This is a genomic window from Campylobacter sp. VBCF_04 NA7 (genome assembly GCF_027737405.1).
Lineage (GTDB): Bacteria > Campylobacterota > Campylobacteria > Campylobacterales > Campylobacteraceae > Campylobacter_B.
In genome coordinates, this window is sequence record NZ_JAOVTT010000006.1 from 62,038 (window position 1) to 83,306 (window position 21,269).

Annotated in this window: 19 protein-coding genes; 8 read left to right on the forward strand and 11 right to left on the reverse strand. The window is 42.2% G+C overall.

The genetic code is table 11. The annotated features are described in order from the left end of the window. Genes tyrS through OFO00_RS06135 form a run of 5 tightly spaced genes read left to right on the forward strand, consistent with a single transcriptional unit; the run spans nt 1 to nt 6,073 of the window. Nucleotides 1-1,206: a tyrosine--tRNA ligase gene (gene tyrS / locus OFO00_RS06115; RefSeq protein WP_270865306.1), complete on the forward strand. Its 1,206-nt coding sequence runs from the start codon at nt 1-3 to the stop codon at nt 1,204-1,206. Continuing rightward, the gene (locus OFO00_RS06120) at nt 1,206-2,294 is read left to right on the forward strand and encodes a nitronate monooxygenase (RefSeq protein ID WP_270865307.1); all 1,089 of its coding nucleotides are present in this window, start codon (nt 1,206-1,208) and stop codon (nt 2,292-2,294) included. The genes tyrS and OFO00_RS06120 overlap by 1 nt, the downstream gene beginning before the upstream one ends. Beyond that, nucleotides 2,278-3,756 (forward strand): N-acetylmuramoyl-L-alanine amidase, encoded by a 1,479-nt coding sequence (locus tag OFO00_RS06125; RefSeq protein ID WP_270865308.1) that lies wholly within the window; start codon nt 2,278-2,280, stop codon nt 3,754-3,756. Before OFO00_RS06120 ends, OFO00_RS06125 begins: the two co-directional genes overlap by 17 nt. Further along, complete coding sequence (mnmC, locus tag OFO00_RS06130) at nt 3,756-5,717, forward strand: FAD-dependent 5-carboxymethylaminomethyl-2-thiouridine(34) oxidoreductase MnmC (RefSeq protein ID WP_270865309.1); 1,962 nt, start codon at nt 3,756-3,758, stop codon at nt 5,715-5,717. The genes OFO00_RS06125 and mnmC overlap by 1 nt, the downstream gene beginning before the upstream one ends. After that, on the forward strand, nt 5,714-6,073 hold the full coding sequence (locus OFO00_RS06135; RefSeq protein WP_270865310.1) for a hypothetical protein: 360 nt from the start codon (nt 5,714-5,716) through the stop codon (nt 6,071-6,073). The genes mnmC and OFO00_RS06135 overlap by 4 nt, the downstream gene beginning before the upstream one ends. Nucleotides 6,074-6,275: 202 nt before the next feature. Here the strand turns inward: OFO00_RS06135 and OFO00_RS06140 are convergent, their stop codons facing one another. The 4 genes from OFO00_RS06140 to OFO00_RS06155 form a co-directional block, all read right to left on the reverse strand. Next, nucleotides 6,276-7,094, reverse strand: coding sequence for a hypothetical protein (locus OFO00_RS06140; protein WP_270865311.1), 819 nt, complete (start codon nt 7,092-7,094; stop codon nt 6,276-6,278). A 135-nt stretch (nt 7,095-7,229) separates the two neighbouring features. Further along, complete coding sequence (locus OFO00_RS06145; protein WP_270865312.1) at nt 7,230-7,364, reverse strand: hypothetical protein; 135 nt, start codon at nt 7,362-7,364, stop codon at nt 7,230-7,232. Between the two features lie 220 nt (nt 7,365-7,584). Continuing rightward, a complete protein-coding gene (locus OFO00_RS06150; RefSeq protein ID WP_270865313.1) occupies nt 7,585-9,252 on the reverse strand; it encodes a formate--tetrahydrofolate ligase in 1,668 nt (555 codons plus the stop codon). Nucleotides 9,253-9,274: 22 nt separating this feature from the next. Beyond that, nucleotides 9,275-10,033 carry an exodeoxyribonuclease III gene (locus OFO00_RS06155; RefSeq protein WP_270865314.1) on the reverse strand — a complete coding sequence of 253 codons (759 nt, stop codon included), beginning with the start codon at nt 10,031-10,033 and terminating at the stop codon, nt 9,275-9,277. A gap of 70 nt (nt 10,034-10,103) precedes the next feature. On the opposite strand from OFO00_RS06155, the gene OFO00_RS06160 reads away from it, so the two are divergent. After that, complete coding sequence (locus OFO00_RS06160; protein WP_270859265.1) at nt 10,104-10,469, forward strand: diacylglycerol kinase; 366 nt, start codon at nt 10,104-10,106, stop codon at nt 10,467-10,469. A 306-nt stretch (nt 10,470-10,775) separates the two neighbouring features. On the opposite strand, the gene OFO00_RS06165 is transcribed toward OFO00_RS06160, so the two are convergent. Next, on the reverse strand, nt 10,776-11,225 hold the full coding sequence (locus OFO00_RS06165) for a hypothetical protein (RefSeq protein ID WP_270865315.1): 450 nt from the start codon (nt 11,223-11,225) through the stop codon (nt 10,776-10,778). Between the two features lie 173 nt (nt 11,226-11,398). Continuing rightward, the gene (locus tag OFO00_RS06170; RefSeq protein ID WP_270865316.1) at nt 11,399-12,016 is read right to left on the reverse strand and encodes an MBL fold metallo-hydrolase; all 618 of its coding nucleotides are present in this window, start codon (nt 12,014-12,016) and stop codon (nt 11,399-11,401) included. A gap of 133 nt (nt 12,017-12,149) precedes the next feature. On the opposite strand from OFO00_RS06170, the gene aqpZ reads away from it, so the two are divergent. Continuing rightward, complete coding sequence (gene aqpZ / locus OFO00_RS06175; RefSeq protein WP_270865317.1) at nt 12,150-12,824, forward strand: aquaporin Z; 675 nt, start codon at nt 12,150-12,152, stop codon at nt 12,822-12,824. Between the two features lie 638 nt (nt 12,825-13,462). Here the strand turns inward: aqpZ and OFO00_RS06180 are convergent. The 5 genes from OFO00_RS06180 to OFO00_RS06200 form a co-directional block, all read right to left on the reverse strand. Beyond that, on the reverse strand, nt 13,463-14,176 hold the full coding sequence (locus tag OFO00_RS06180; RefSeq protein ID WP_270865318.1) for a metallophosphoesterase: 714 nt from the start codon (nt 14,174-14,176) through the stop codon (nt 13,463-13,465). Between the two features lie 100 nt (nt 14,177-14,276). Continuing rightward, nucleotides 14,277-15,557: a dihydroorotase gene (locus OFO00_RS06185; RefSeq protein WP_270865319.1), complete on the reverse strand. Its 1,281-nt coding sequence runs from the start codon at nt 15,555-15,557 to the stop codon at nt 14,277-14,279. Then, on the reverse strand, nt 15,557-16,483 hold the full coding sequence (locus tag OFO00_RS06190; RefSeq protein WP_270859259.1) for an aspartate carbamoyltransferase catalytic subunit: 927 nt from the start codon (nt 16,481-16,483) through the stop codon (nt 15,557-15,559). Before OFO00_RS06190 ends, OFO00_RS06185 begins: the two co-directional genes overlap by 1 nt. Before the next feature lie 51 nt (nt 16,484-16,534). Further along, nucleotides 16,535-17,182: a hypothetical protein gene (locus tag OFO00_RS06195; protein ID WP_270865320.1), complete on the reverse strand. Its 648-nt coding sequence runs from the start codon at nt 17,180-17,182 to the stop codon at nt 16,535-16,537. A 9-nt stretch (nt 17,183-17,191) separates the two neighbouring features. After that, nucleotides 17,192-18,289 (reverse strand): CinA family protein, encoded by a 1,098-nt coding sequence (locus OFO00_RS06200; RefSeq protein ID WP_270865321.1) that lies wholly within the window; start codon nt 18,287-18,289, stop codon nt 17,192-17,194. 119 nt (nt 18,290-18,408) lie between these two features. Between OFO00_RS06200 and ileS the strand changes: the two genes are divergently transcribed. After that, nucleotides 18,409-21,171, forward strand: coding sequence for an isoleucine--tRNA ligase (gene ileS / locus OFO00_RS06205; protein ID WP_270865322.1), 2,763 nt, complete (start codon nt 18,409-18,411; stop codon nt 21,169-21,171). Nucleotides 21,172-21,269: the final 98 nt, after the last annotated feature.

Here is a 21,269-nt window from a genome sequence, read left to right on the forward strand (position 1 = left end):
ATGGCTGACATTAAAGATATAATGGCAAATTTCAAACGTGGAGTAAGCGAGATAATAGGCGAAGAGCAAATCGAGGCTTTGATTACTAAATTTTACGAGAGTGGTGAAACATTTTTGGTAAAAATCGGCATGGATCCGACTGCGCCAGATCTACACCTAGGACACACTGTCGTGCTAAACAAACTCGCATTTTTGCAACAACACGGCGCAATCGTGCAGTTTTTGATCGGTGATTTCACAGCTCAAATCGGCGATCCAACAGGCAAAAGCGAAACTAGAAAAAAACTTCCTCACCATGTCGTAATGCAAAATGCCAAAACCTACGAAGAGCAAGTTTTTAAAATTTTAGACCCAGAAAAAACAAAGGTAATGTTTAACTCAGAATGGACAAATCGCTTAGGCGCTAGCGGTGTAATCGAGCTATCAAGCACATTTAATGTAGCCAGAATGCTAGAAAGAGATGATTTCGAGAAACGCTACAAGGCCGAAATGCCAATTAGCATTAGCGAATTTTTATACCCGCTTTTGCAGGGCTATGATAGCGTATGTATGAAATGCGATATCGAATTTGGCGGCACTGATCAAAAATTTAACCTTCTTATGGGACGCCAACTCCAAAGAGTTTATAATGTAGGCAAAGAACAAGCCGCCGTTATGATGCCACTTCTTGTAGGCACTGACGGGGTAAATAAAATGAGCAAGAGCCTAGGAAACTATATCGGCGTAACAGACGCTCCAAACGATATGTATGGCAAGGTAATGAGTATCAGCGATGATTTAATGTGGGATTGGTATAATCTACTATCACAAAAAAGCAACGAAGATATCGCACTAATCAAACAATTCGTAGCAGACGAAGCTGTGCATCCAAAAGCCGTAAAAGAGGAACTTGCCACAGAAATCGTTACGAGATTTTATGATGAAGATGTCGCATTAGAGGCAAAAGAGGAATTCGATAGAGTTCATGGCGGAAACGAGCTTCCAGCAGAAATCCCTGAATTTAGCGTTTCAGCGCCAGCATGGATTGTCAAAGCTCTGCTTATTTGCAAGCTAGCCACTTCTAGCTCAGATGCAAGACGCCTAATCAAATCAAACGCCGTCAGCGTCGATCAGACCAAAATTTCAGATGAGCAACTCCAACTAAGTGCTGGCGAATACACCTTACAAGTAGGAAAGAAAAAATTTGCTAAATTAAAGGTAAGATAATGAGCGTTAAAATCGGCAAATACGAGATCAAACACCCTATTATCCAAGGCGGAATGGGGCTAGGGATTAGCTGGGACAAGCTAGCTGGAAATGTCAGCTTAAATGGCGGTTTGGGCGTGATTAGCTCGGTAGGGACTGGATATTATGACAACCTTAAATTTTCGGAAAAGTGTATCCACGATAGACCATTTTCTTCGCTAAATTTTTATAACAAAAAAGCCCTTACTCAAATCGTAAAAAACGCTCGCGAAATCTGTGGCGACGCACCACTAGCGATGAATATCATGTGCGCGGCTAATGATTATGAGCGCATTGTAAAGGATTCTTGCGAAGCTGGGATAAATATCATCATCAGCGGGGCTGGACTTCCTACGAATTTGCCTGAATTTACCGCTGATTTCCCAGATGTCGCGCTTATGCCTATCGTTTCATCTGCTAAGGCTCTAAAAATCATAGCCAAGCGTTGGAGCGGTAGATACAACCGCTTGCCTGATGGCGTCGTGCTAGAAGGCCCACTAAGTGGCGGTCATCAGGGCTTTACCTACGAGCAATGCACTGACCCAGAGTATCAGCTAGAAAAATTAATCCCGCAAGTAAGAGCCGAAATTGATAGCTGGGGTGAATTCCCGCTATTTGCAGCAGGTGGAATTTGGGACAAAAACGATATAGATAAAGCCAAAAGTCTAGGTGCAAACGGCGTTCAAATGGGCACTAGATTTATCGGCACATTTGAGTGCGACGCCCACGAGAAATTTAAAGAGGTCTTACTAAAAGCCACAAAAGAAGATATCAAACTTCTAAAATCCCCAGTAGGCTACCCTGCGCGTGGAATTCATACGAATTTGCAAGATATGATTGCCTCTGGCACAGCACCGAAAATTTCATGCGTTAGCAACTGCGTGGCACCTTGTGAGCGTGGCAAAGGCGCCAAACTCGTCGGATACTGCATAGCAGATCGCCTAAGCGATGCTTATCTTGGCAGACAAGAGAGCGGGCTGTTTTTCACAGGCGCGAACGGCTGGAAGCTAAATGAAATCATTTCTGTAAAAGAATTAATGGAAAAACTCGTAAATGGCGAAGATAGTTAAAATTTTATGCGCTATTGTTTTTAGCATAAGTTTCGCATTTGGCGCGAACGCCAGTAGCGTTTTTGCGAATTTTGACAAAAACTATGTCAGCGCCAGCAAAACCGCGAAAAAGGAGCTTCACAGCGAGCTTAAAAAAATTTATTCCGCCACTTCAAATAAAGATAAAAAAACTAAAATTAGCGTCCTAAAACGGCTAACTTATAGTAGCGAGGTGCTTGGGTATTCAAACTACTCTGTGTATAAATCCGAGCTAGAAAAACTAGGCGCCAAGGCCGATTACAAGCCATCTATCACGGACGCTAAAAAAACTTTAAGCAAGGCTGATTTGGAGTTTTTAAACTCAGGTAAAATCACGCCAAATAGCACGAAAATCGACAAATCAAAACCTTTGATTTTGCAATCAATCAGTAGCGATGAAAACAGCGTTAGGGTTAAATTTAACAGAAATTTAGACCATAGCGAGTATAAAAATTTCGTAATTAACAAAGATAAAGTTTATCGCTATGTTTTGGACTTTAATGCCAAAAACAGCTCGCACACCACGAGATTAACGGGCAGTTTCGTAGATGAAGTTCGCACTTCGCAGTATAACGACAAAATCGCCCGCGTCGTGCTAAATCACAACCAAAAATTTAACCCAAAGATTGAAATTTTTAGCAATGAGCTAATCATCGCCAAAGCAGGGGCTAAAATCGCTATGCCAGCGCAAACTAGCACAAAAGCTACTCAGGTAAATTCAGCTAAAAGCGAAGCGAGCGGGACAAATAAAATTTACAAATCTACAAAAGGCAAACTAATCGTCATAGACCCAGGCCATGGCGGCAAAGATAGTGGCGCTATCGGAAATGGTTTGAAGGAAAAAACTATCGTTCTTGCAACCTCCAAAAAGCTTGGCGCACTGCTTCAAAAACGCGGTTACAAGGTGCTTTATACCAGAAGCAACGATGTATTTATAAACCTCAAATCCCGCACAGCTTTCGCCAACAAAAAAAATGCCGATATGTTTATCTCAGTGCATGCAAACGCCGCGCCAAACGCCAAACAAGCGCCAAATTTCAGTGGCGTGGAGACATTTTTTTTAAGCCCAGCCAAATCAGAGCGTAGCAAAAATGTCGCAGCATTTGAAAACCAAGGCGACATGGAGGATATGAACGCCTTTTCGCAAGAGACATTTTTAAATTTCTTAAATAGAGAAAAGATAATCGCCTCAAACAAGCTTGCAATCGATATCCAAAGCTATATGTTAAATTCCGTCCAAAAAAGCTACAAAAGCAAAGACGGCGGTGTCAGAGAGGGGCCGTTTTGGGTGCTAGTGGGGGCTACAATGCCAGCTGTGCTCGTAGAAATGGGCTATATCTCACACCCAAGTGAGGGCAAAAACCTAGGCACCTCTGCATACCAAGACCGCATAGCCCAAGGTATCGCAAACGGCGTAGATGCGTATTTTCAAAAGAATAAGTGATGAAATTTATCAACGATGCACCATTTAGTGAAATTTACGAGGATTTTTATTTTAATTTCAAAAATCCTCTTGGCGAGAGCGAATATGTCTTTATAAGCGCGCTAGATACGGCGTTTGCGAGCAATGCGCCTATCATCGTGGGCGAACTAGGATTTGGCGTAGGGCGCAACTTTTTGCTCTGCGCAAAAAAGGCGCTTAAATTTAACAAACGCCTACACTTTGTCTCAATCGAAAAAAATCCGCTTAGCAAGGACGAATTAGCCCAAATTTGGGCGAAATTTGGCGAACTTCAAAATTTAGCCAAAATTTTAATCAAAAAACTCCCACCCCTTACCAAGGGAATCCACCGCATAAATTTTTCCAAAAAAATCACGCTTGATCTTTGTATTGGCGAGGCTAGTGAGCTAATCAACGAGCTTGATTTCAAAGCCGATGCGTGGTTTTTAGACGGATTTTCACCTGCGAAAAACGAAACCATTTGGAGCAAAGAGATTTTTGCCGCCCTTACGCCACTTTGTAAAAAGGGCGCGATTTTAGCGACATACACGAGTGCTGGCTGGGTGGCAAAATCACTGCGCGAGGCAGGGTTTTTCGTCGAGAAAACAGACGGATTCGACACCAAACGCCACATGATTAGGGCGAAATTTTTGCGCGAAGATGATGAAGTAGAGAATTTTTATTTTGCCAGAAAGCACCCGCAAATTTTGCCAATCCAGTTTTCAAATTTCGCCGATTTATCCGCCACGCACTGCCTATACGACCCTAATTCATACGACGAAAACACCGCGCCACAGGCGCAAACCCCCACAGCAATCGTAGTGGGAGCTGGAATTGCCGGGCTTTGCACGGCTTTTAAGCTTAAAAAGGCAGGTTTTAGCGTCAGCGTGATAGATAAAAGAAGCGAAGCTGGGCTAAATGGTAGCGGGAATTTCACAGGTGTGTGCGCCCCGCTGATTACCAAAGAGGGCGTGAAGCTCGGAGAAATGCACATACACGCATTTGATTTGGCTCTTAGCTTTTATGCCAAACACGCTCCCAAAAAGCTAGCTAGCCTGCTTGGGGCGCAGGATTTTGCCTATGATAGCGAGCTTTTAGCAAGGTATCAAAGCGCAGGAAACCCTGAAATTTACGAATTTAAAGCGCACTCAAAACCATATCCAAGCATAATGATAAAAAACGCCGTCCTAGCCCACCCGCACAAGCTCTGCAAACATTTCGCCAAAAAACTCGGCGTCAAATTTAACCACGAAATGCTAAATTTCAAAAAGCAAAATGAAAAATTCGAAGTGATTTTAAAAGACCGCGCAAGCCTATTTTGCGATATTTTAGTCCTTTGCACAGGAAGCGAGAGCGAGGAGTTTTTCGGTCGCGGCGCAGTATCACAAAACGCCAAATTTAACCTAGATCCTAGCGTGCAAATCAGCTCCGTGCGCGGACAAACCACGCTAATTCGCCCGCTAATCAAAACCAAATTTCCACTCAGTGCCTCTGGCTACATCTGCCCAGCCGTGGGCAAAAAGCAGCTCATCGGCGCGACTTACGATAGGAAGTGCTACCACGACGAAGCAAGGGCAATCGACGATGTCAAAAATCTAGAAAGCGTGGGCGAGTTTTTGAGCAAAAAGGCCAAAATCATCGGCTCTAAGGTCGGATATAGGGGATATAGTGGCGATAGATTTCCGCTGATTGGCCCAGTGTGCGAGCCAGAAACTCTGGCGCGAGATTTCAAAGACCTGCCATGGAGCAAAAACAAAAAATCCGCCAGACGCGCCAAATTTATCCCAAATTTATACCTTAACACAGCGCACGGCGCGCACGGGCTAAGCACCGCAGTTTTGGGCGCGGAGCTCATCTGCGATTATGCGCTTTCGCGCCCGCTTTGCGTGCCACGCTCAATCGCAAACGAGCTAATGCCATCGCGCTTTTTGATTCGCAAACTCAAAAAAGGACTAATCAAATGAAAAAACTAATCCTAATAATTCTAATCCTTTTTGCCCTCGGCGCACTCGCACTTTACGGCATTTCGAGGACAAATCCAAATTTATTTGCCGAGATTAAAATTTTAGCTATTTTGCTAAATACCGCGCTTTTCGCCCTTGCGCTTGTGATAATCGCAATCAAAGAAAAGGACGCCGTGCGCTTTCCGTTTCTCACGGCTGTGGTTTTGGCGCTGTTTTCTGGGCTCATAAACGGCGCGATAATCTTTAAAAACCGCTACTATATCATCGCAACGGCGGTTTTGTTTATCGTTTTTGTGGTCTATTTGCAGATCAAACACCGCAGATTTTCGAACAAAATTTACAAAACCGAAGAATAGTTAAATTTTAATTCAAAAATAAATTTTGATAAATTTTAAATTTGGCGAATTTGAAATTTTAAAATTTCCCAATTTCGCTGGCGCAACCCCCAAACCCTGCCCCGAAATTTCGCCAAATTCTTATAATGCTTTTGCCTCTCTACTACCTGTTGAACTCATAGTTCTCTCCTTTAAAAAAAATTGGTTTTATTAAATTTTGTTATCAAAAAATTGAATATCTTTTTGGTAAATTATCAATATTTATGCCTTGCTGTAAAAAATATTTCTTTACTTCCCTATATATTTCATCACTATATAGATAAATCATAAAATATCTAATTGATAACGGCGAACCAATTGCAGTTTTAGCCGGATTATCAATTTGAATAGATGAAAAAATTTCAAATCCTTTTAAACTCTTATTCAAAAATATATAAAAGAAAAATCTTATAAAAATATATGAAAAACAAAAAGATACAGCTAAACTAATAATTAATATAGGTTTGTAGAATAAAAATACAACCAACATAATCATAAAATACATAGTGACAATCTTTTGTTTGCGATTGCTTACATCACAACAAGTAAAAAATGGTTTTGCCATTTTATTTTCTACAATTTCACATCGCCTTTTTAATTTCCCATAATCATAAAATTCAATATATCTATTTGTAAATTTAATTTTATGGTGTGAAAAATGCGTTTTTTGAAACATAAAAATAATACTTATCCAGCAAATCGGAAAAAGAATAAGCCAAATATCTAAATTACCGCTATTTGCTAGATATAATTTTTCAAATAAATTATAAAAAATCCCACTAATCATTAAAGACGGCACAAATAACGAAAATACAAAAAATTCTTCATAGTTTTGTATTATCAATGGATTTTCATCATAATCCCTAAAATTTGGGTCATTTTGTTTTTTATTTTCTAGCCATTGTTGATATTTAGCTTCTTTTTCTTTTGCGTGTTGAATTTTCATTTCGGCTTTTTTAGTCATTTGCTCTGCTTTTTCTCGCATTATTTTTTCATTATCCAAATTTAATCCTTTTATAAAATCTCGGTCAGTATCTGTGATACTAAAATTTTTAAATTCACAAATTTAAACTTACTTCTGAATTTTGAAATTCAAGCAACTAGTAAATTTAAATTTGTATTTTTCATCATCTCCCCCTCACTCACACTTCTTACTCTGCTCTGCGATTAGGCTGAGTTTTTTAAGCGCGAAATTTGATTTTAGTATGTGAGCTTGTAGCTCTGATTTTGCTTTTCTGCCCTGCGCCTCGTCACGACCCGCCATGCTTCGCACACCACCGCTCGCTCGAAATGACAGCAAATTTAGCACAAGGAATTTTAAAGTCGTAAATTGGCGCGCGCGGTATGCACTCGCAATGAAACTAAATTCGCGCTTTGGTAATTTTCACTCGTAGATTGCTTCGATGACTTCGTCATCTCGCAATGACAATAGCGAACAAATTTGCATAATTTGCAAATTTCGGGTCAGTGTTTTAAAAGCCCTCGCTAGCGGGTTATGATAACCCGCTAATTACGCCATCATCGCTGATTTTCATATCCAGCGCGCTAGGGTGTTTGGAAAGTCCCGGCATTAGCATGATTTTGCCAGCCACTGCCACGATAAACTTAGCCCCCGTGCGAATCTGCAAGTCTTTCACCCTTAGGCTAAACCCGCACGCGCGACCCAGCGCCTTTTCATCGTCGCTGAAACTATACTGCGTCTTGGCGATACACACATCATAATTTTCAAGCCCAAGCGCGCGAATTTGCTCCAATGCCCCAAGTGCTAGATCTTCGAAAACAACCTCTTTTGCGCCATAAATTTTCGTGGCGATTTTTTCGATTTTGGTCTTAATATCGTCAGTTTTATCGTAAGTGTGGTTGATATTTTTTAGAATTTTGCACTCAGCAAGGACGAGTTTTGCCAAATCTATTGCCCCAACTGAGCCTTTGGCGAAATTCTCGCAAACCGCCATTTTGACACTGCGCGCGGTGCAGTAGTTGCGCACAAACTCGATCTCTTCGTCGCTATCGAAGCTAAATTTATTCAGTGCAACAATCGGATTTAGACCGAAATTTTGCAAAATTTCAATATGTCCGCCTAAATTTTCGATTCCCACCATAAGCGCTTCTAAATTTGGCTTAGTGATTTCGTCTTTGGCTGCGCCGCCATTGTATTTGAGCGAACGAATCGTAGCCACCAAAACCACCGCGTCAGGGGCGATACCTGCGCGCGGACATTTGATATCAAGGAATTTTTGCGCACCAAGCTCAGAGCCAAATCCAGCCTCGGTTACGACAAAATCGGCTAGGCTCATCGCCGTTTTTGTAGCGATTATCGAATTGCACCCATGAGCGATATTGGCAAAAGGCCCGCCATGCACGAAAGTAGGCGTATGCTCGATACTTTGGAATAAATTTGGCTTAATCGCCTCTTTTAAAAGCACGCTCACAGCCTGCTCGCAACCCAAATCCCGCACGAAAATCGGCTTGTCATCTTCATCGTAAGCCACCATGATATTTGCGATATTCTCTTTCAAATCTGCCAAATTTTTCGACAAGCACAAAATCGCCATAATCTCACTAGCTGCGGTGATATTAAAGCCGTCTTTGCGCTCTACGCCATCAAATTTACCACCCTGCCCCACGGTGATTTGGCGCAGTGCGCGATCGTTCATATCCATGCAACGCTTCCAAAGCACGCTTTTGATTTTAAGCGGATTTCCTTGATAAATGGAGTTGTCGATAATCGCGCTGATTAGGTTGTTTGCGCTAGTAATGGCGTGAAAATCGCCGGTAAAATGCAAATTTAACTCTTCCATAGGTGCGAGTTGCGAGTATCCTCCACCTGCTGCACCACCTTTTATGCCAAATACTGGTCCAAGGGAGGGCTCACGAAGTGCCAAAGCCACGCTTTTACCCAGTGATTTTATCGCGTCAGCTAAGCCAATCGAGGTCGTGGTTTTGCCCTCGCCATAAGGCGTAGGACTAATGGCAGTGACTAAAATCAGCTTTGCGCCCTGCGCGCCTTTTTCGCCGTGCGTGCTATACTCGCGCCCCGTAATTTTCGCCTTATAAAACCCATAAGGCTCGATTTCATCTTTTTTCAGACCTAGTTTTTTGCCGATTTTTGTGATTTTTTTAAGCTTTGCATTGTGCGTAATTTCGATATCGCTTAACATTTTTTCCCCTTAAATTTAAATTTTATAAATCAATCTCAATGCCGATTGGGCAGTGGTCGCTACCTGTGATATCAGCGCGGATAAAGGCGTCTTTGAGGCGCGAGCGCAAATTTTGCGAGATGAAAAAATAATCAATCCGCCAGCCGACATTTTTAGCGCGCGCATTAAATCTATAACTCCACCACGAATACGCGCTAGCCTCATCGCCATGAATTTCGCGGAAAGTATCGATAAATCCGTGATTTATCACCTCATCGATCCACGCCCGCTCGATAGGCAAAAAGCCAGAAATTTTAGAATTTGACTTTGGATTTGCCAAATCAATTTCTCTGTGAGCGGTATTGACATCGCCACAAAATATCACGCCAAGCCCCTGCGCGACCAGCTCGTCGATATAGCGCAAAAAATCGGCGTAAAATTTCATCTTATAAGCTAGACGCTCATCGTCCTTTTGGCCGTTTGGGAAGTAGATATTTAGCAGCACCACATCGCCAAATCTATGCTCCAAAACTCGCCCCTCATCGTCGCTAGCGAAGTTGCATTTGCTAACCTTGCTAGCAAATTTAGCTAGGCTCGCCACGCCAGAATACCCAGCGCGCGTGGCTGAGTTCGTATCAATCTGCGAAAATCCCAGCTCGTAAAGCTCTTTTGGGATATTTTCTGCGCTCGCTTTTATCTCTTGCAAGCCCAAAAAATCGGGCTTTTCATCGTCCAGCCATGCAAATGCGCCCTTGCCAAGCACGGCTCTAAGCCCATTTACATTCCAGCTCATTAGCTTCATTTTTACCCTTTAATTATCAAAATTTGGCTATGATTATGCCTAAATTTAACTAAAATTTAAAAGGAAAAAAATGAGAAATCAGCCAAAATACAAATTTTTCGCAAACTGGGGTTATGCTTTGGCAGGGCTAGTTGAAATTTGGCGTAGTGAGCGGAGTTTTCGGCTAGAAATTTTTGTTTTTGCGCCACTTTTGGTTTCGCTATTTTTTTGGAATTTTGGCTTAGTTTGGAATTTGGCTTTGGTTTTTGGCGCGGTTTTTACGCTGGTTGTCGAGTGCATAAACTCATCAATCGAGCGCGTGGTTGATTTAGCAAGCCCTGATTTTCACCCGCTTGCAGGGGCTGCCAAAGATACCGCCAGCACCGCTGTAATGCTTACTTTAAGCCTAAATTTCGCCCTGTGGGTATGTGCGATTTGCGGTAAAATTTTTGGCTAAACACTGCACCGAAATTTTAAAATTCACTAACATATCAAATGCAAAGAAATGCGAAGCATTTCGGTAAAATAAAACCAGCTAAATTTAGAAAAACGAAGTTTTTCTAAATTTAGCCACTTCTAAGGTTTTACAGGGGTGGGGGTTGGTAAGGGGGAGGGTAGCGTCTCCTAAAAAGCGCGCCCTCCCCCTTACAGAGAATTTCACGGCACAGGTTAAATTTAAAAAATAATTCAATGCAAAATTTAGGTTGAATTTTGAATTTAAATTTCCCTAGATTGCTTCGCTCATAATTTTCTCCTTAAAAAATTATATTTTATGATTTTGATTGTCGCTTAAACAAGTAATTAAAAAAAACCTTGCACCTATTTTACGCTTTACAAGCACTGTATATTGGGCACCAATAATAAATCTAGAAGACATGTGAATTTCTCTTACAATATCTTTTCTTAAAATAATAATTTCTCTAAAAAAATATCTTTTTATAACAATTTTATCGCTATAAGATTTTAAATATTCAAAAGATATTGTTGCGTATGTGAAATACAAAAAAACAATAAATACAAAACAACCTAAAATAGACGAATTGCTAATACAAACATTAAAACCAGCTAAACAAACCACACCATAGCAAGTCGTTTCAAATAAAACAGCTAATGGATTTCTGCGACCTATGATAAATGGTTCTTTATCATTTTCCGAATTTATGGTTTCATCTAAATTTTGATTATTTTCCGAATTTTCTTTTAACTTTTCCAATTTTAATCCTTTAAATAAAATTTCTTTACAAATTCAAATTCGGCTCGTATCGTTTATCCACGATACGAAATTCTGTTTTTAAATTTGCGATTTTGCAAATTTGTTATTTTGCTTTTGGCGATTGCCACGAAATGCTTCGCATTTCTTTACATGTAAAATCAACGCAAATTTCACTAAAACCTCGCCCTTTCTGCCCCGACACTCGTTGGCTCTCCATGCCCCGAGTATAAAACCACCTCATCTGGCAGGGTAAAAATCTTGCCCTCTATGCTAGCTTTTAGCTCGCCGTAATCCCCGCCCGGCAAATCCGTGCGCCCAAATCCCGCGCGAAATATCAAATCCCCACAAAACGCCAAATTTTGCCCCTTACTATAAAACACCACGCTATCGCTCGTATGCCCTGGCGCATAAATCACAGCTAGCTCGCACGCCCCGTTAGCTAGCGCGATCCTTTCGCCATCTTTTAGGGGCGTGAAATCCTCTATGATTATCTCTTCGCCCGTGAAATTCGATAGATTATAGTCTGGCTCGCCCAGATACACGCCCGCGTTTTCGTGCGCAAGTATCGACGCGCCCAAAGCCCGCGAGAGCTCGCTAGCTGCGCCAATGTGATCGAAATGTCCGTGAGTGAGCAGGATTTTTTCGATTTTGAAATTTCTCTCTTTTATAATCCCCAAAAGCTTGTCCGCTTGCGCCCCAGGGTCGATTACAAACCCTGCTCCACTCGCCTCGTCGATAAAAAAATAGCAATTCTCGCTGATATAACCTGCCACTTCCACGCATAAAACCATGTTTGCTCCTTGAATTTCTCCAAATTTTACGCTCTTAAATTTAACCGGCCATTAAATTTAGCCAAAAATTATCCTTGATTTACCAAAATGCAGTAAAATACGCGCTTTTGCAAATTTTTTCAAAGGAGAGCTTATGAAAAAGCTTTTGGCTGAGTTTCTTGGCACATTTTGGCTAGTATTTGGCGGTTGCGGAAGCGCGATTTTCGCTGCATACAATATCGGATTTGTCGGCGTTTCAATCGCCTTTGGTTTGACCGTGCTAAGCGGTGCTTACGCATTTGGACACATTAGTGGCGGACATTTTAACCCAGCAGTTTCAGTGGGCTTGCTATGTGGCGGCAGATTTAAAGCTAGCGAGTTAGCAGGCTATGTCATAGCGCAAGTCCTAGGCGCGATAGCAGCAGGAGCCGCACTATATCTAATCGCAAGCGGAAAGGCTGGATTTGACATCAGCGCAGGATTTGCGACCAACGGATACGGCGAGCACTCACCAAACGGATATTCAATGCTAAGCGCGCTAATCGCAGAAATAGTTCTAACTGCGTTTTTCCTAATCGTCATCATGGGCGCGACAGATAGGCGTGCGCCAAGTGGCTTCGCACCGATTGCGATCGGACTAGCCCTCACACTAATCCACCTAATCTCAATCCCAGTTACAAACACCTCAGTAAATCCAGCCCGTTCAACTGGCGTGGCACTTTTCCAAGGTGGCTGGGCGCTTAGCGAGTTATGGCTGTTTTGGGTAGCGCCAATCATCGGTGGCGCAATCGGCGGAATTATCTACAAAACTTTTTTAGAAAAAGAGTAAAATTTCGCTAAATTTGGCGTAAATTTATGCAAAATTCCATTTGCCCCTTGTGAATTTTTCGCAAGGGGCTTTTTAAATTCTTTAAATTCTTAAATTTCCGCTTCGCAACCCCAAACACTGCCCCCGAAATTTTGTAAATTCTAAATTTTATAAATTTTGCAAATTTAGCAGTAAAAATTTTTACTCGTAGATTGCTCTCCGTCTTTCGGCTCTTGCAATGACAATGGCAAAAAAATTTGCTAAATCTGTCATTGCGAGCTTTCGCAGAAAGCGAAGCAATCTACGAGCGAAAATTACCAAAATGCAAATTCCGTGTCATTGCGAGCGAGTGTAACGAGCGAAGCAATCCAGTAAAATTTAAAGCAAAATTCAACCTAAATTTTGCATTGAACGAACACTGAAATTTTAGGCGAAATTTTGCTTTTTTTGTAAGGGGGAAGGGGGCTTGAATTGCGAGGTCGCTCCCCTTTCCCCTTACAATCCCCCAACCCCCGACGACGCTTTACAAGGTGGCTAAATTTAGAAAAACTTCGTTTTTCTAAATTTAGCTGGTTTTATTTAACTGAAATGCTTCGCATTTCTTTGCGATTTCGGGGCAGTGTTTGGGAGTTGCGAAGCGGAAATTTAAAAATCAAATTTTAAAAATCAATACAATCTTGGATAAAAAGTCGCTTGGAGGGAAATTCCATAGCGCAAAGGCGGGCTTTTTTGTAACCACGCTTTTTAAAAACACAGCCCAAATCGATATTTGCGCTGTAATCATTGATAAATGGCTCATCTTGTGGCGTGTGTCCATAGACATTGAAAATGCCCGCATTATCGGTGTAATCGTCGCGCCCGCTTAACACATGCGCCTCGAAATCGTCCTTCACTGCCACGAAATCGCGAAACTTCCACATATTTCCCACAGCCGAGTGCGACACCACGAGAGAGCGAGAATTTTCGTCGAAAATATCGTATTGCAAAAACACGGGCAAGCTTTGCAAATACTCTAAATGCTCGCCCAAAAGCGCGCTAAATTCGGGCGCAAAATACGATTTCATCGTATCGCTTCCGCCACTTTTGGCAATCCAGTTGATATCATCACTTGCGCCGATTACGATTTCACGATCTCTCACGCACCTTTGCGCGCTGGATTTTGCTAGCAAAAATCTGCGCTCGTGGTTTCCGCGCACGCAGTCATAGCCGTGCGAGCGCACAAACTCGATGACTTTGGCGCTCTGAGGACCACGATCGCACAAATCGCCCACGAAGCAAATTTTGCTATCAAATTTCGCTGGCAAGCGCGCAATCAGCGCCATTAAGCTCTCATAGCAACCATGCACATCGCCGATAATGTAGATATTTTGCATAAATTTACCTTTGAATTTTTAGAAGAATTATATTCGAATTTTTAAAATTTAAAATTTAAAAAAGGTCAAATTTAACCCAAATTTGGGTTAAATTTGAAATTTACGCTACCACATTTGGGAAGTCAAAGACTACTTTTCCGCTTTTTATCGTTAGCACGCACGCGCCTTTTAGCTCTTTGCCAAAAAGTGGCGAATTGCATGATTTTGACTTGTTGAGTTTCGCGTCGTAAGTGTATCTTAGCTCAGGGTCGATTATAGCGATATCGGCTAGCTTTCCGACAGCGATTTCGCCTTTGCCAGAGAGTTTTAAAATTTGGGCTGGATTATACGAGGTGAGAGCTACCATTTTTTCATAATCAATCACGCCCTCATCAACTAATTTTAGCGTCAAAGGCACGAGCGTTTGAAGCCCTAAAATCCCAAACGGAGCCTTGTCAAACTCGACAAATTTATCGTCCCAGCTATGCGGTGCGTGATCTGTGGCGATGACATCGATTAGTCCGCTTTTTAACCCCGCTCGCATAGCCTCTACATCGGCATTTGTGCGAAGTGGCGGAGACATTTTGAAATTCGTATCATAGCCCATAAGTTCGCTCTCATCATAAGTGAAGTGGTGTGGCGTAACCTCGCAGGTTACATTAATGCCCTCTTTTTTGGCTTGATCGATGAGTTTTAGCGACCATGCCGAGCTTACATGAGCCACATGCAGGTGTCCGCCCGTTTTTTTAGCAAGCAAAATATCGCGCGAAACCATAATCTCTTCTTTTTCGCTCGCCATACCTTTAAGCCCTAGTAGCGCACTTACCCTGCCCTCGTTCATCACTCCACCATGACAAAGCGAGCAATCCTCGCTGTGATTTATGACAAAAGAGCCAAAATGTGCCGAGTATTCGAGGGCTTGTCGCATGACAGAGCTATCTGTAACAGGAAGTCCATCATCGCTAAATGCCACGCACCCAGCCTCGATCATATCGCCCATTTCGACGATTTTCGCGCCCTTGCAATCCTGCGAAATCGCTCCGATTGGAAGCAGGTCGATTAGCCCCCTATCGCGCGCTTTTTTAATCATCGCTTTTGTGATTGCAGAATTATCATTTACTGGGTTTGTATTTGCCATAGGCATAGCGGTCGTTACGCCCCCTGCTACGGCTGTTTCACTACCAGTGATGACATCATCTTTATACTCAAATCCCGGATCTCTAAAATGCACATGCATATCGATTAGCCCTGGCATGACAAGCTTGCCAGCGGCGTCGATGACTTTATCTGCGCTAGGCTCGTCCTCGCATAGGGCGCAAATTTTATCATCTTCGATTAAGACATTGATTTTCTCTGTTTTATTGTGGTTAATAACGGTGCCATTTTTGATTAAAATTTTCATTACAAGCTCCTATTTAAATTTATTGTGTGAAGCACCGCCATACGCATGGCTGCACCGTTTTCGACCTGATCGAGAATGCAAGTAAAGCGCGGATCGTCCGCGACATCTGAGTTAATCTCCACGCCACGATTTATCGGGCCTGGGTGCATGATAATCACACCCTCTTTGGCTACTTGCATACGCTTAGCAGTTAGGCCAAAAAATTTGCTATATTCTCTCACGCTCGGAAAGCTTGGCTCGCCGTCTTGGCGCTCTAATTGAATTCTTAGCATTATTATCACATCTGCGCCCTCGATCGCTTCCTCGACGCTTTTGCAAATCCTGCACCCAAACGCCTCGCAGTCTCTTAGCATCATCGGAGGACCAAAGAGTCTGACATTTATGCCTAGTTTTTTCATCGCCCACGCATCAGATCTAGCCACACGAGAGCGGAAAATATCGCCGATGATAGCGACTTCAAGCCCATCAAATTTGCCCTTGGCTTCGTGGATTGTGAGCAAATCCAAAAGCGCTTGTGTCGGGTGCTCGTTTAGTCCGTCTCCTGCATTTACGATTGAGGCGTCGCAGTTAGAGGCGATAAATTTCGCAGCACCGCTACTTGCGTGGCGCACGACAAAAATATCACTGCGCATGGCTTGCATATTTTTTATCGTATCGATTAGAGTTTCGCCCTTTTTGGTGCTACTTGAACCTGCGCTGAAATTTATGGCGTCCGCACCAAGGCGTTTGGCGGCGATTTCAAAGGAAATGCGCGTTCTAGTGGAGTTTTCAAAAAAAGCATTAATCACGGTTTTTCCACGCAAAGAGTCTGATTTTTTGATATCTGAGCGGTTTAGGGCCTTAAAATCCTTCGCCAAAGCGATGAAATCATAAATATCGTCTGCGCTTAAATCTTGCGTGCTAAGCAGGTGCTTTAATTTATACATTTTGCCTCCTAAAATGATTAAAATTTTCGCTGTATTTTACGCAAATTTGACTTAAATTTTTAAATCCTCGCTCTGCGAATTTTCATAATGTTTTTCAATTTTTTTGCCATTATTAATCATATCGCCAAAGATATTTAAAATCTGTCCGAAACTTGAATTTGCATCCTTTGCTAAATCCATTAAATCCTTTTCGATCCCGCCTAATGAGCCGTTTAAATCGCGCACGATCTTCTCGCCTTTTTTGGCTAAATCCTCAAATTTATCTGCATTTTTTTTCGCAAATTCATCAATGATTTTCGGCGCTTCCTTGCTTAATCTTTCCAAATTTTCGCCCAAAATTTTAGCCGTTGCGGCAAATTCATCAATCGTTTCGTTGATATCTTTTGAAATTTTGCCCTCAGGCTTTGGCACTAGCTCGATTTCAACCTTTGGTTTAGCGTTTTGGCTCAAATTTGCCTCTGGCACAGGCTCGCTTGAAGCGACGCTTCCTGGCGCAGGTTTAGGCGTACTTTCGCTCGCATTTGCTGATAAATTTTTATCCAAATTTATCTGTATTTTTGGCTCATTTTTCTCAACCATTTTTTGAGATTTTTTTTCGATCTCTTTCTCGATATCTAGGCCGTTTTGGCTAGATTTGTCACTGTCGCTACACGCACTAAAAATAAGCGCGCAAGCAAGCAAAATTCCACATTTTTTCATACTCTCTCCTTAGTTTAAAAATAAATCACTTCTTAATTTCAAAAGCAAGCAAACTGCGATATTTGCGGCCTCTTCGCGGATATAGTTGCGATCTCCGTTTAGGTGAAATTTGCCGATTATCTGTCGCCCACCAAGCTCTTTTGCCCCGATAAATACCGTTCCTACGGGCTTTTCATCGCTTCCACCACCAGGTCCAGCTATCCCGCTAATGGCTAGGGCAAAATTCGCCCCCGAACTCTCCAATGCCCCGCTAAGCATACCTGCGACGCATTGCTCGCTCACTGCGCCGTAATCTTGCAAAACCTCATCGCTCACATCTAGCCACGCGCGCTTTATCTCGTTTGCATAGCTTACCACCGAGCCATCAAAAATATCGCTCACACCAGCTATTTCGCCAAATTTAGCCGCTAAAAGTCCAGCCGTGCAACTCTCTGCAAATGTGATTTTTGCGCCGATTTCTCGCAATTTCTCCACGGCGTGAGAGATGAAATTTTTAGGTGCGATAAATGAGTTTGCGTAATATTTGCTCACACTGTCTAAAAATTTATCCAGCGCGCCAAATTTTTGCTCGCTAGCGCGCACAAAGAGCAAAAACGAGCTGTATTCGCTGATGATAAATGAAATTTTATAGCTTAACGCTAGGCTTTCAAGTCTAGCTTTTGCGCTGGCATAGTCTGTGTCAAATAGATAAAACCCCTCGCCCTCGTTTAGGGGATCTTGCAAAATTTGGGGCAGTTTTTGCAAGGGGTCTGCTTTTAGCACATTTACAAGGCAACCCTTAATATCTAGCAAAAAACTATCCTTTACCACAAATTTAGCTGCTGAGGGAGCTAGCGTGCCACAATCTTTAAGCTCCAAAGTATCAAGCGTGAGCGTGGAGAGGATTTTCCCTGCGATTGCATAAGCCACTTTTGTCGCAAAAATCGTGATATAATCGTATTTGCCGAGCATTTTTTCTATCAAAAATGGCAAATTTTTATCGTTTTCATTTATAAATTTAATATCATCAATCACGCCGAAAACCTGCTCGTATTCGCGCAAAATATAGCTAAAAAATGGCGGGTTGTAGCGGATAGCTTCGCCGATGATTAAAATCACATTTTTCATAAATTTCGACCTTTAAATTTTTGCCATTATAGCATAAAAAATTCTTGCATTTTCAGTCCTTTTTAAAAGCCTTTTTGCTACACTTACCAAATTTTTTAAAACACAATTAAAGGTTTTTTATGGATTACAAAGAAACACTTTTTCTCCCTACTACGGACTTCCCTATGCGAGGCTCACTCCCAGCGAACGAACCAGCGCGATTTTCTAGCTGGTATAACGAGCGAGCAATTTATGAAAAAATGAAAGCCAAACGCAAAAATGCGGGCGTCAGCTTTAATATCCATGACGGCCCACCTTATGCCAACGGACACCTACATATCGGCCATGCGCTGAATAAATTTTTAAAAGACATTATCACTAAAACCCACTATTTTTTCGGTGAAAATATCCGCTATGTCCCGGGCTGGGACTGCCACGGCTTGCCGATTGAGCAACAAGTAGAAATCAAAATGGGCGACGCGAAAAAATCAGCTACCAAGCACGAAATCCGCGAGCTTTGTCGCGCACATGCGAAAGAATTTATTGATATCCAAAGAGATGAATTTAAAAGCCTTGGCGTAATTGGGGATTGGGAAAATCCATATTTGACGCTTAAATTTAACTTTGAAGCCGAAATTTACAAAACCCTTTGCAATATCGCTAAAAAGGGTATTTTAATCGAACGAAGCAAGCCTGTGTTTTGGAGCTGGGCAGCAAAAAGCGCGCTAGCTGAGGCAGAGGTCGAGTATAAGGACAAAGAGGATTATTCGATTTATGTGGCTTTCGATTTAAGCGATGAAGCAAACGCCAAAATCGGCGCAAAAGGCGCAAAAGCCGTGATTTGGACGACTACGCCTTGGACTCTTCCAGCAAACGGCGCAATCAGCCTAAATCCAAACGAAGCTTATGTCCTAACAGCCGAAAATTTCATACTTGCAAAACCGCTTTTAGAAAATTTAATCGGCGCAGGTATCACAAATGGCGAAATTTTAAAAGAATTTAGCTCAAAAGAGCTCGAAAATTTATACGCAATCAACCCGCTAAATGATAGAAGCTCAAAATTTATCCTAGGCGAACATGTCTTAATGGACGGCGGAACAGGCTTAGTTCATACCGCCCCAGGACACGGCGAGGACGATTATTTCGTAGGCTTAAAATACGGCATAGAGGTGCTAATGCCAGTCGATGAGGCAGGGTGTTTTGATGAAACACTGCGCGCGAAGGGGCTATTTAGGGCTGGCGTCGTAGATGAAATGGTCGGCATGCACATTTTCAAAGCAAATGAAAAAATCGTCGAAATTCTTGGCGATGCAGTGGTAAAAGTCGGCAAATTTACCCACTCATACCCACACTGCTGGCGCACGCACAAACCTGTAATTTATAGAGCCACAAAACAATGGTTCATCGCTATGGATAAAGAATTTAGCGGCGGAAAAACACTGCGCCAGATTGCGCTTAGCGAAATCAAAAAGATCAAATTCTACCCAGCCACTGGCGAAAATCGCCTCACAGCGATGATTGAAAACCGCCCTGATTGGTGTATTTCAAGGCAGAGAGATTGGGGTGTGCCGATTGCATTTTTTCGTGATAAAGCGACAAAAGAGCCGATTTTCGATGAAAAAATAATGGATCATTTATACGAAATTTTCAAAGCCAAAGGCGCTGATGCGTGGTGGGATAGCGAAATTTGCGATCTTTTACCACAAGGCTCTGGCTACAACCCTGAAAATTTAGAGAAAGTTACCGATATTTTAGATGTTTGGTTCGATAGTGGCTCTACTTGGAACGCCGTGCTAAAAAGCGGCGAATACGACGCAGGCGCGTTTCCAGCCGATATGTATTTAGAGGGCTCAGACCAGCACAGAGGCTGGTTTCAAAGCTCACTTTTGCTAAGTTGCGCTGTAAATGAGTTCGCTCCGTATAAAAGCGTCCTAACTCACGGCTTCACCGTCGATGAGAAGGGTCAAAAAATGAGCAAATCCGTTGGCAATATCGTCCTTCCACAAAAAGTCGCCAAAGAATACGGCGTGGAGATTATGAGATTATGGGTTGCGCTGAGTGATTACTCCACAGATTTGAAAATCAGCGAAAATATCCTAAAACAAGTCAGCGAGCAATACCGCAAAATTCGCAATACAATTCGCTTTTTGCTAGCAAATGTTAGCGATTTAGAAGAGCTTGAAACCTCAAATTTCACAACCCTTGATAAATGGATTTTAACCCGCGCAGTAAGGACTTTTGGCGCGGTTGAAGAGAGTTTTAGAGAGTATGATTTCTCAAAAGGATTTAACCAACTTCTAAATTTCCTAAGCGCAGATTTAAGCGGAATTTACCTTGATATCATCAAAGACCGCCTTTACTGCGATCATATCGACGAGCCAAGACGCAGAAGCGCGCAAAGTGCGCTAGTGCTAATCACCAGAGCGCTACTGCCTCTGATTGCGCCTACGCTAACTTACACAATCGATGAAGTAATGCAATACGCGCCAAGTATCATTAAAAACGGCAAAGAAGACGCTTTTGATTTGGTTTATGCGCCGATTGAATTTAGCGATTTTGTCGAATATGATGAAATTTTAGAGCAATCAAGAGAGAAATTTTTCGAAATCATCGACGCCCTCAAAAAAGACAAAATCATCAAATCGACCCTAGAACTCGCTTTGCAAACTAGCTCAAATGAAATTTTATCTTACGATATTTTGGGCGTGAGTGATTGGTTTATGGTAAGCGATGTAACCTCGCTAGATGGCAACAGCGACAATGCTTTGGCAGAATTTCGCATAGGTGATGAAATTTTCCGCCTTGTAAAATCTGATAAATTTAAATGCCCAAGGTGCTGGAAATTTAGCGCAAAAGAGCAAGATTGCCTATGCCCAAGGTGTGCAAAGGTGCTAAATGCTTAGTTCGCCTCAACATTTTAGTATAGTAGTTCTCACAATCGCGCTAATCTTTGTCTGTATAGGCGTGGGGATAAAATTTGTAATAAAATTTAAGGATAAAA

What these genes read in the sequence shown, in the direction of transcription:
- tyrS (WP_270865306.1), top strand. Translation starts at nt 1, where the DNA reads ATGGCTGACATTAAAGATATAATGGCAAATTTCAAACGTGGAGTAAGC.
- OFO00_RS06180 (WP_270865318.1), bottom strand. Translation starts at nt 14,176, where the DNA reads ATGCAAAATATCTACATTATCGGCGATGTGCATGGTTGCTATGAGAGC.
- OFO00_RS06150 (WP_270865313.1), bottom strand. Translation starts at nt 9,252, where the DNA reads ATGTTAAGCGATATCGAAATTACGCACAATGCAAAGCTTAAAAAAATC.
- ileS (WP_270865322.1), top strand. Translation starts at nt 18,409, where the DNA reads ATGGATTACAAAGAAACACTTTTTCTCCCTACTACGGACTTCCCTATG.
- OFO00_RS06195 (WP_270865320.1), bottom strand. Translation starts at nt 17,182, where the DNA reads ATGAAAAAATGTGGAATTTTGCTTGCTTGCGCGCTTATTTTTAGTGCG.
- OFO00_RS06155 (WP_270865314.1), bottom strand. Translation starts at nt 10,033, where the DNA reads ATGAAGCTAATGAGCTGGAATGTAAATGGGCTTAGAGCCGTGCTTGGC.
- OFO00_RS06120 (WP_270865307.1), top strand. Translation starts at nt 1,206, where the DNA reads ATGAGCGTTAAAATCGGCAAATACGAGATCAAACACCCTATTATCCAA.
- OFO00_RS06190 (WP_270859259.1), bottom strand. Translation starts at nt 16,483, where the DNA reads ATGTATAAATTAAAGCACCTGCTTAGCACGCAAGATTTAAGCGCAGAC.
- mnmC (WP_270865309.1), top strand. Translation starts at nt 3,756, where the DNA reads ATGAAATTTATCAACGATGCACCATTTAGTGAAATTTACGAGGATTTT.
- OFO00_RS06185 (WP_270865319.1), bottom strand. Translation starts at nt 15,557, where the DNA reads ATGAAAATTTTAATCAAAAATGGCACCGTTATTAACCACAATAAAACA.
- OFO00_RS06200 (WP_270865321.1), bottom strand. Translation starts at nt 18,289, where the DNA reads ATGAAAAATGTGATTTTAATCATCGGCGAAGCTATCCGCTACAACCCG.
- OFO00_RS06160 (WP_270859265.1), top strand. Translation starts at nt 10,104, where the DNA reads ATGAGAAATCAGCCAAAATACAAATTTTTCGCAAACTGGGGTTATGCT.
- OFO00_RS06135 (WP_270865310.1), top strand. Translation starts at nt 5,714, where the DNA reads ATGAAAAAACTAATCCTAATAATTCTAATCCTTTTTGCCCTCGGCGCA.
- aqpZ (WP_270865317.1), top strand. Translation starts at nt 12,150, where the DNA reads ATGAAAAAGCTTTTGGCTGAGTTTCTTGGCACATTTTGGCTAGTATTT.
- OFO00_RS06170 (WP_270865316.1), bottom strand. Translation starts at nt 12,016, where the DNA reads ATGGTTTTATGCGTGGAAGTGGCAGGTTATATCAGCGAGAATTGCTAT.
- OFO00_RS06125 (WP_270865308.1), top strand. Translation starts at nt 2,278, where the DNA reads ATGGCGAAGATAGTTAAAATTTTATGCGCTATTGTTTTTAGCATAAGT.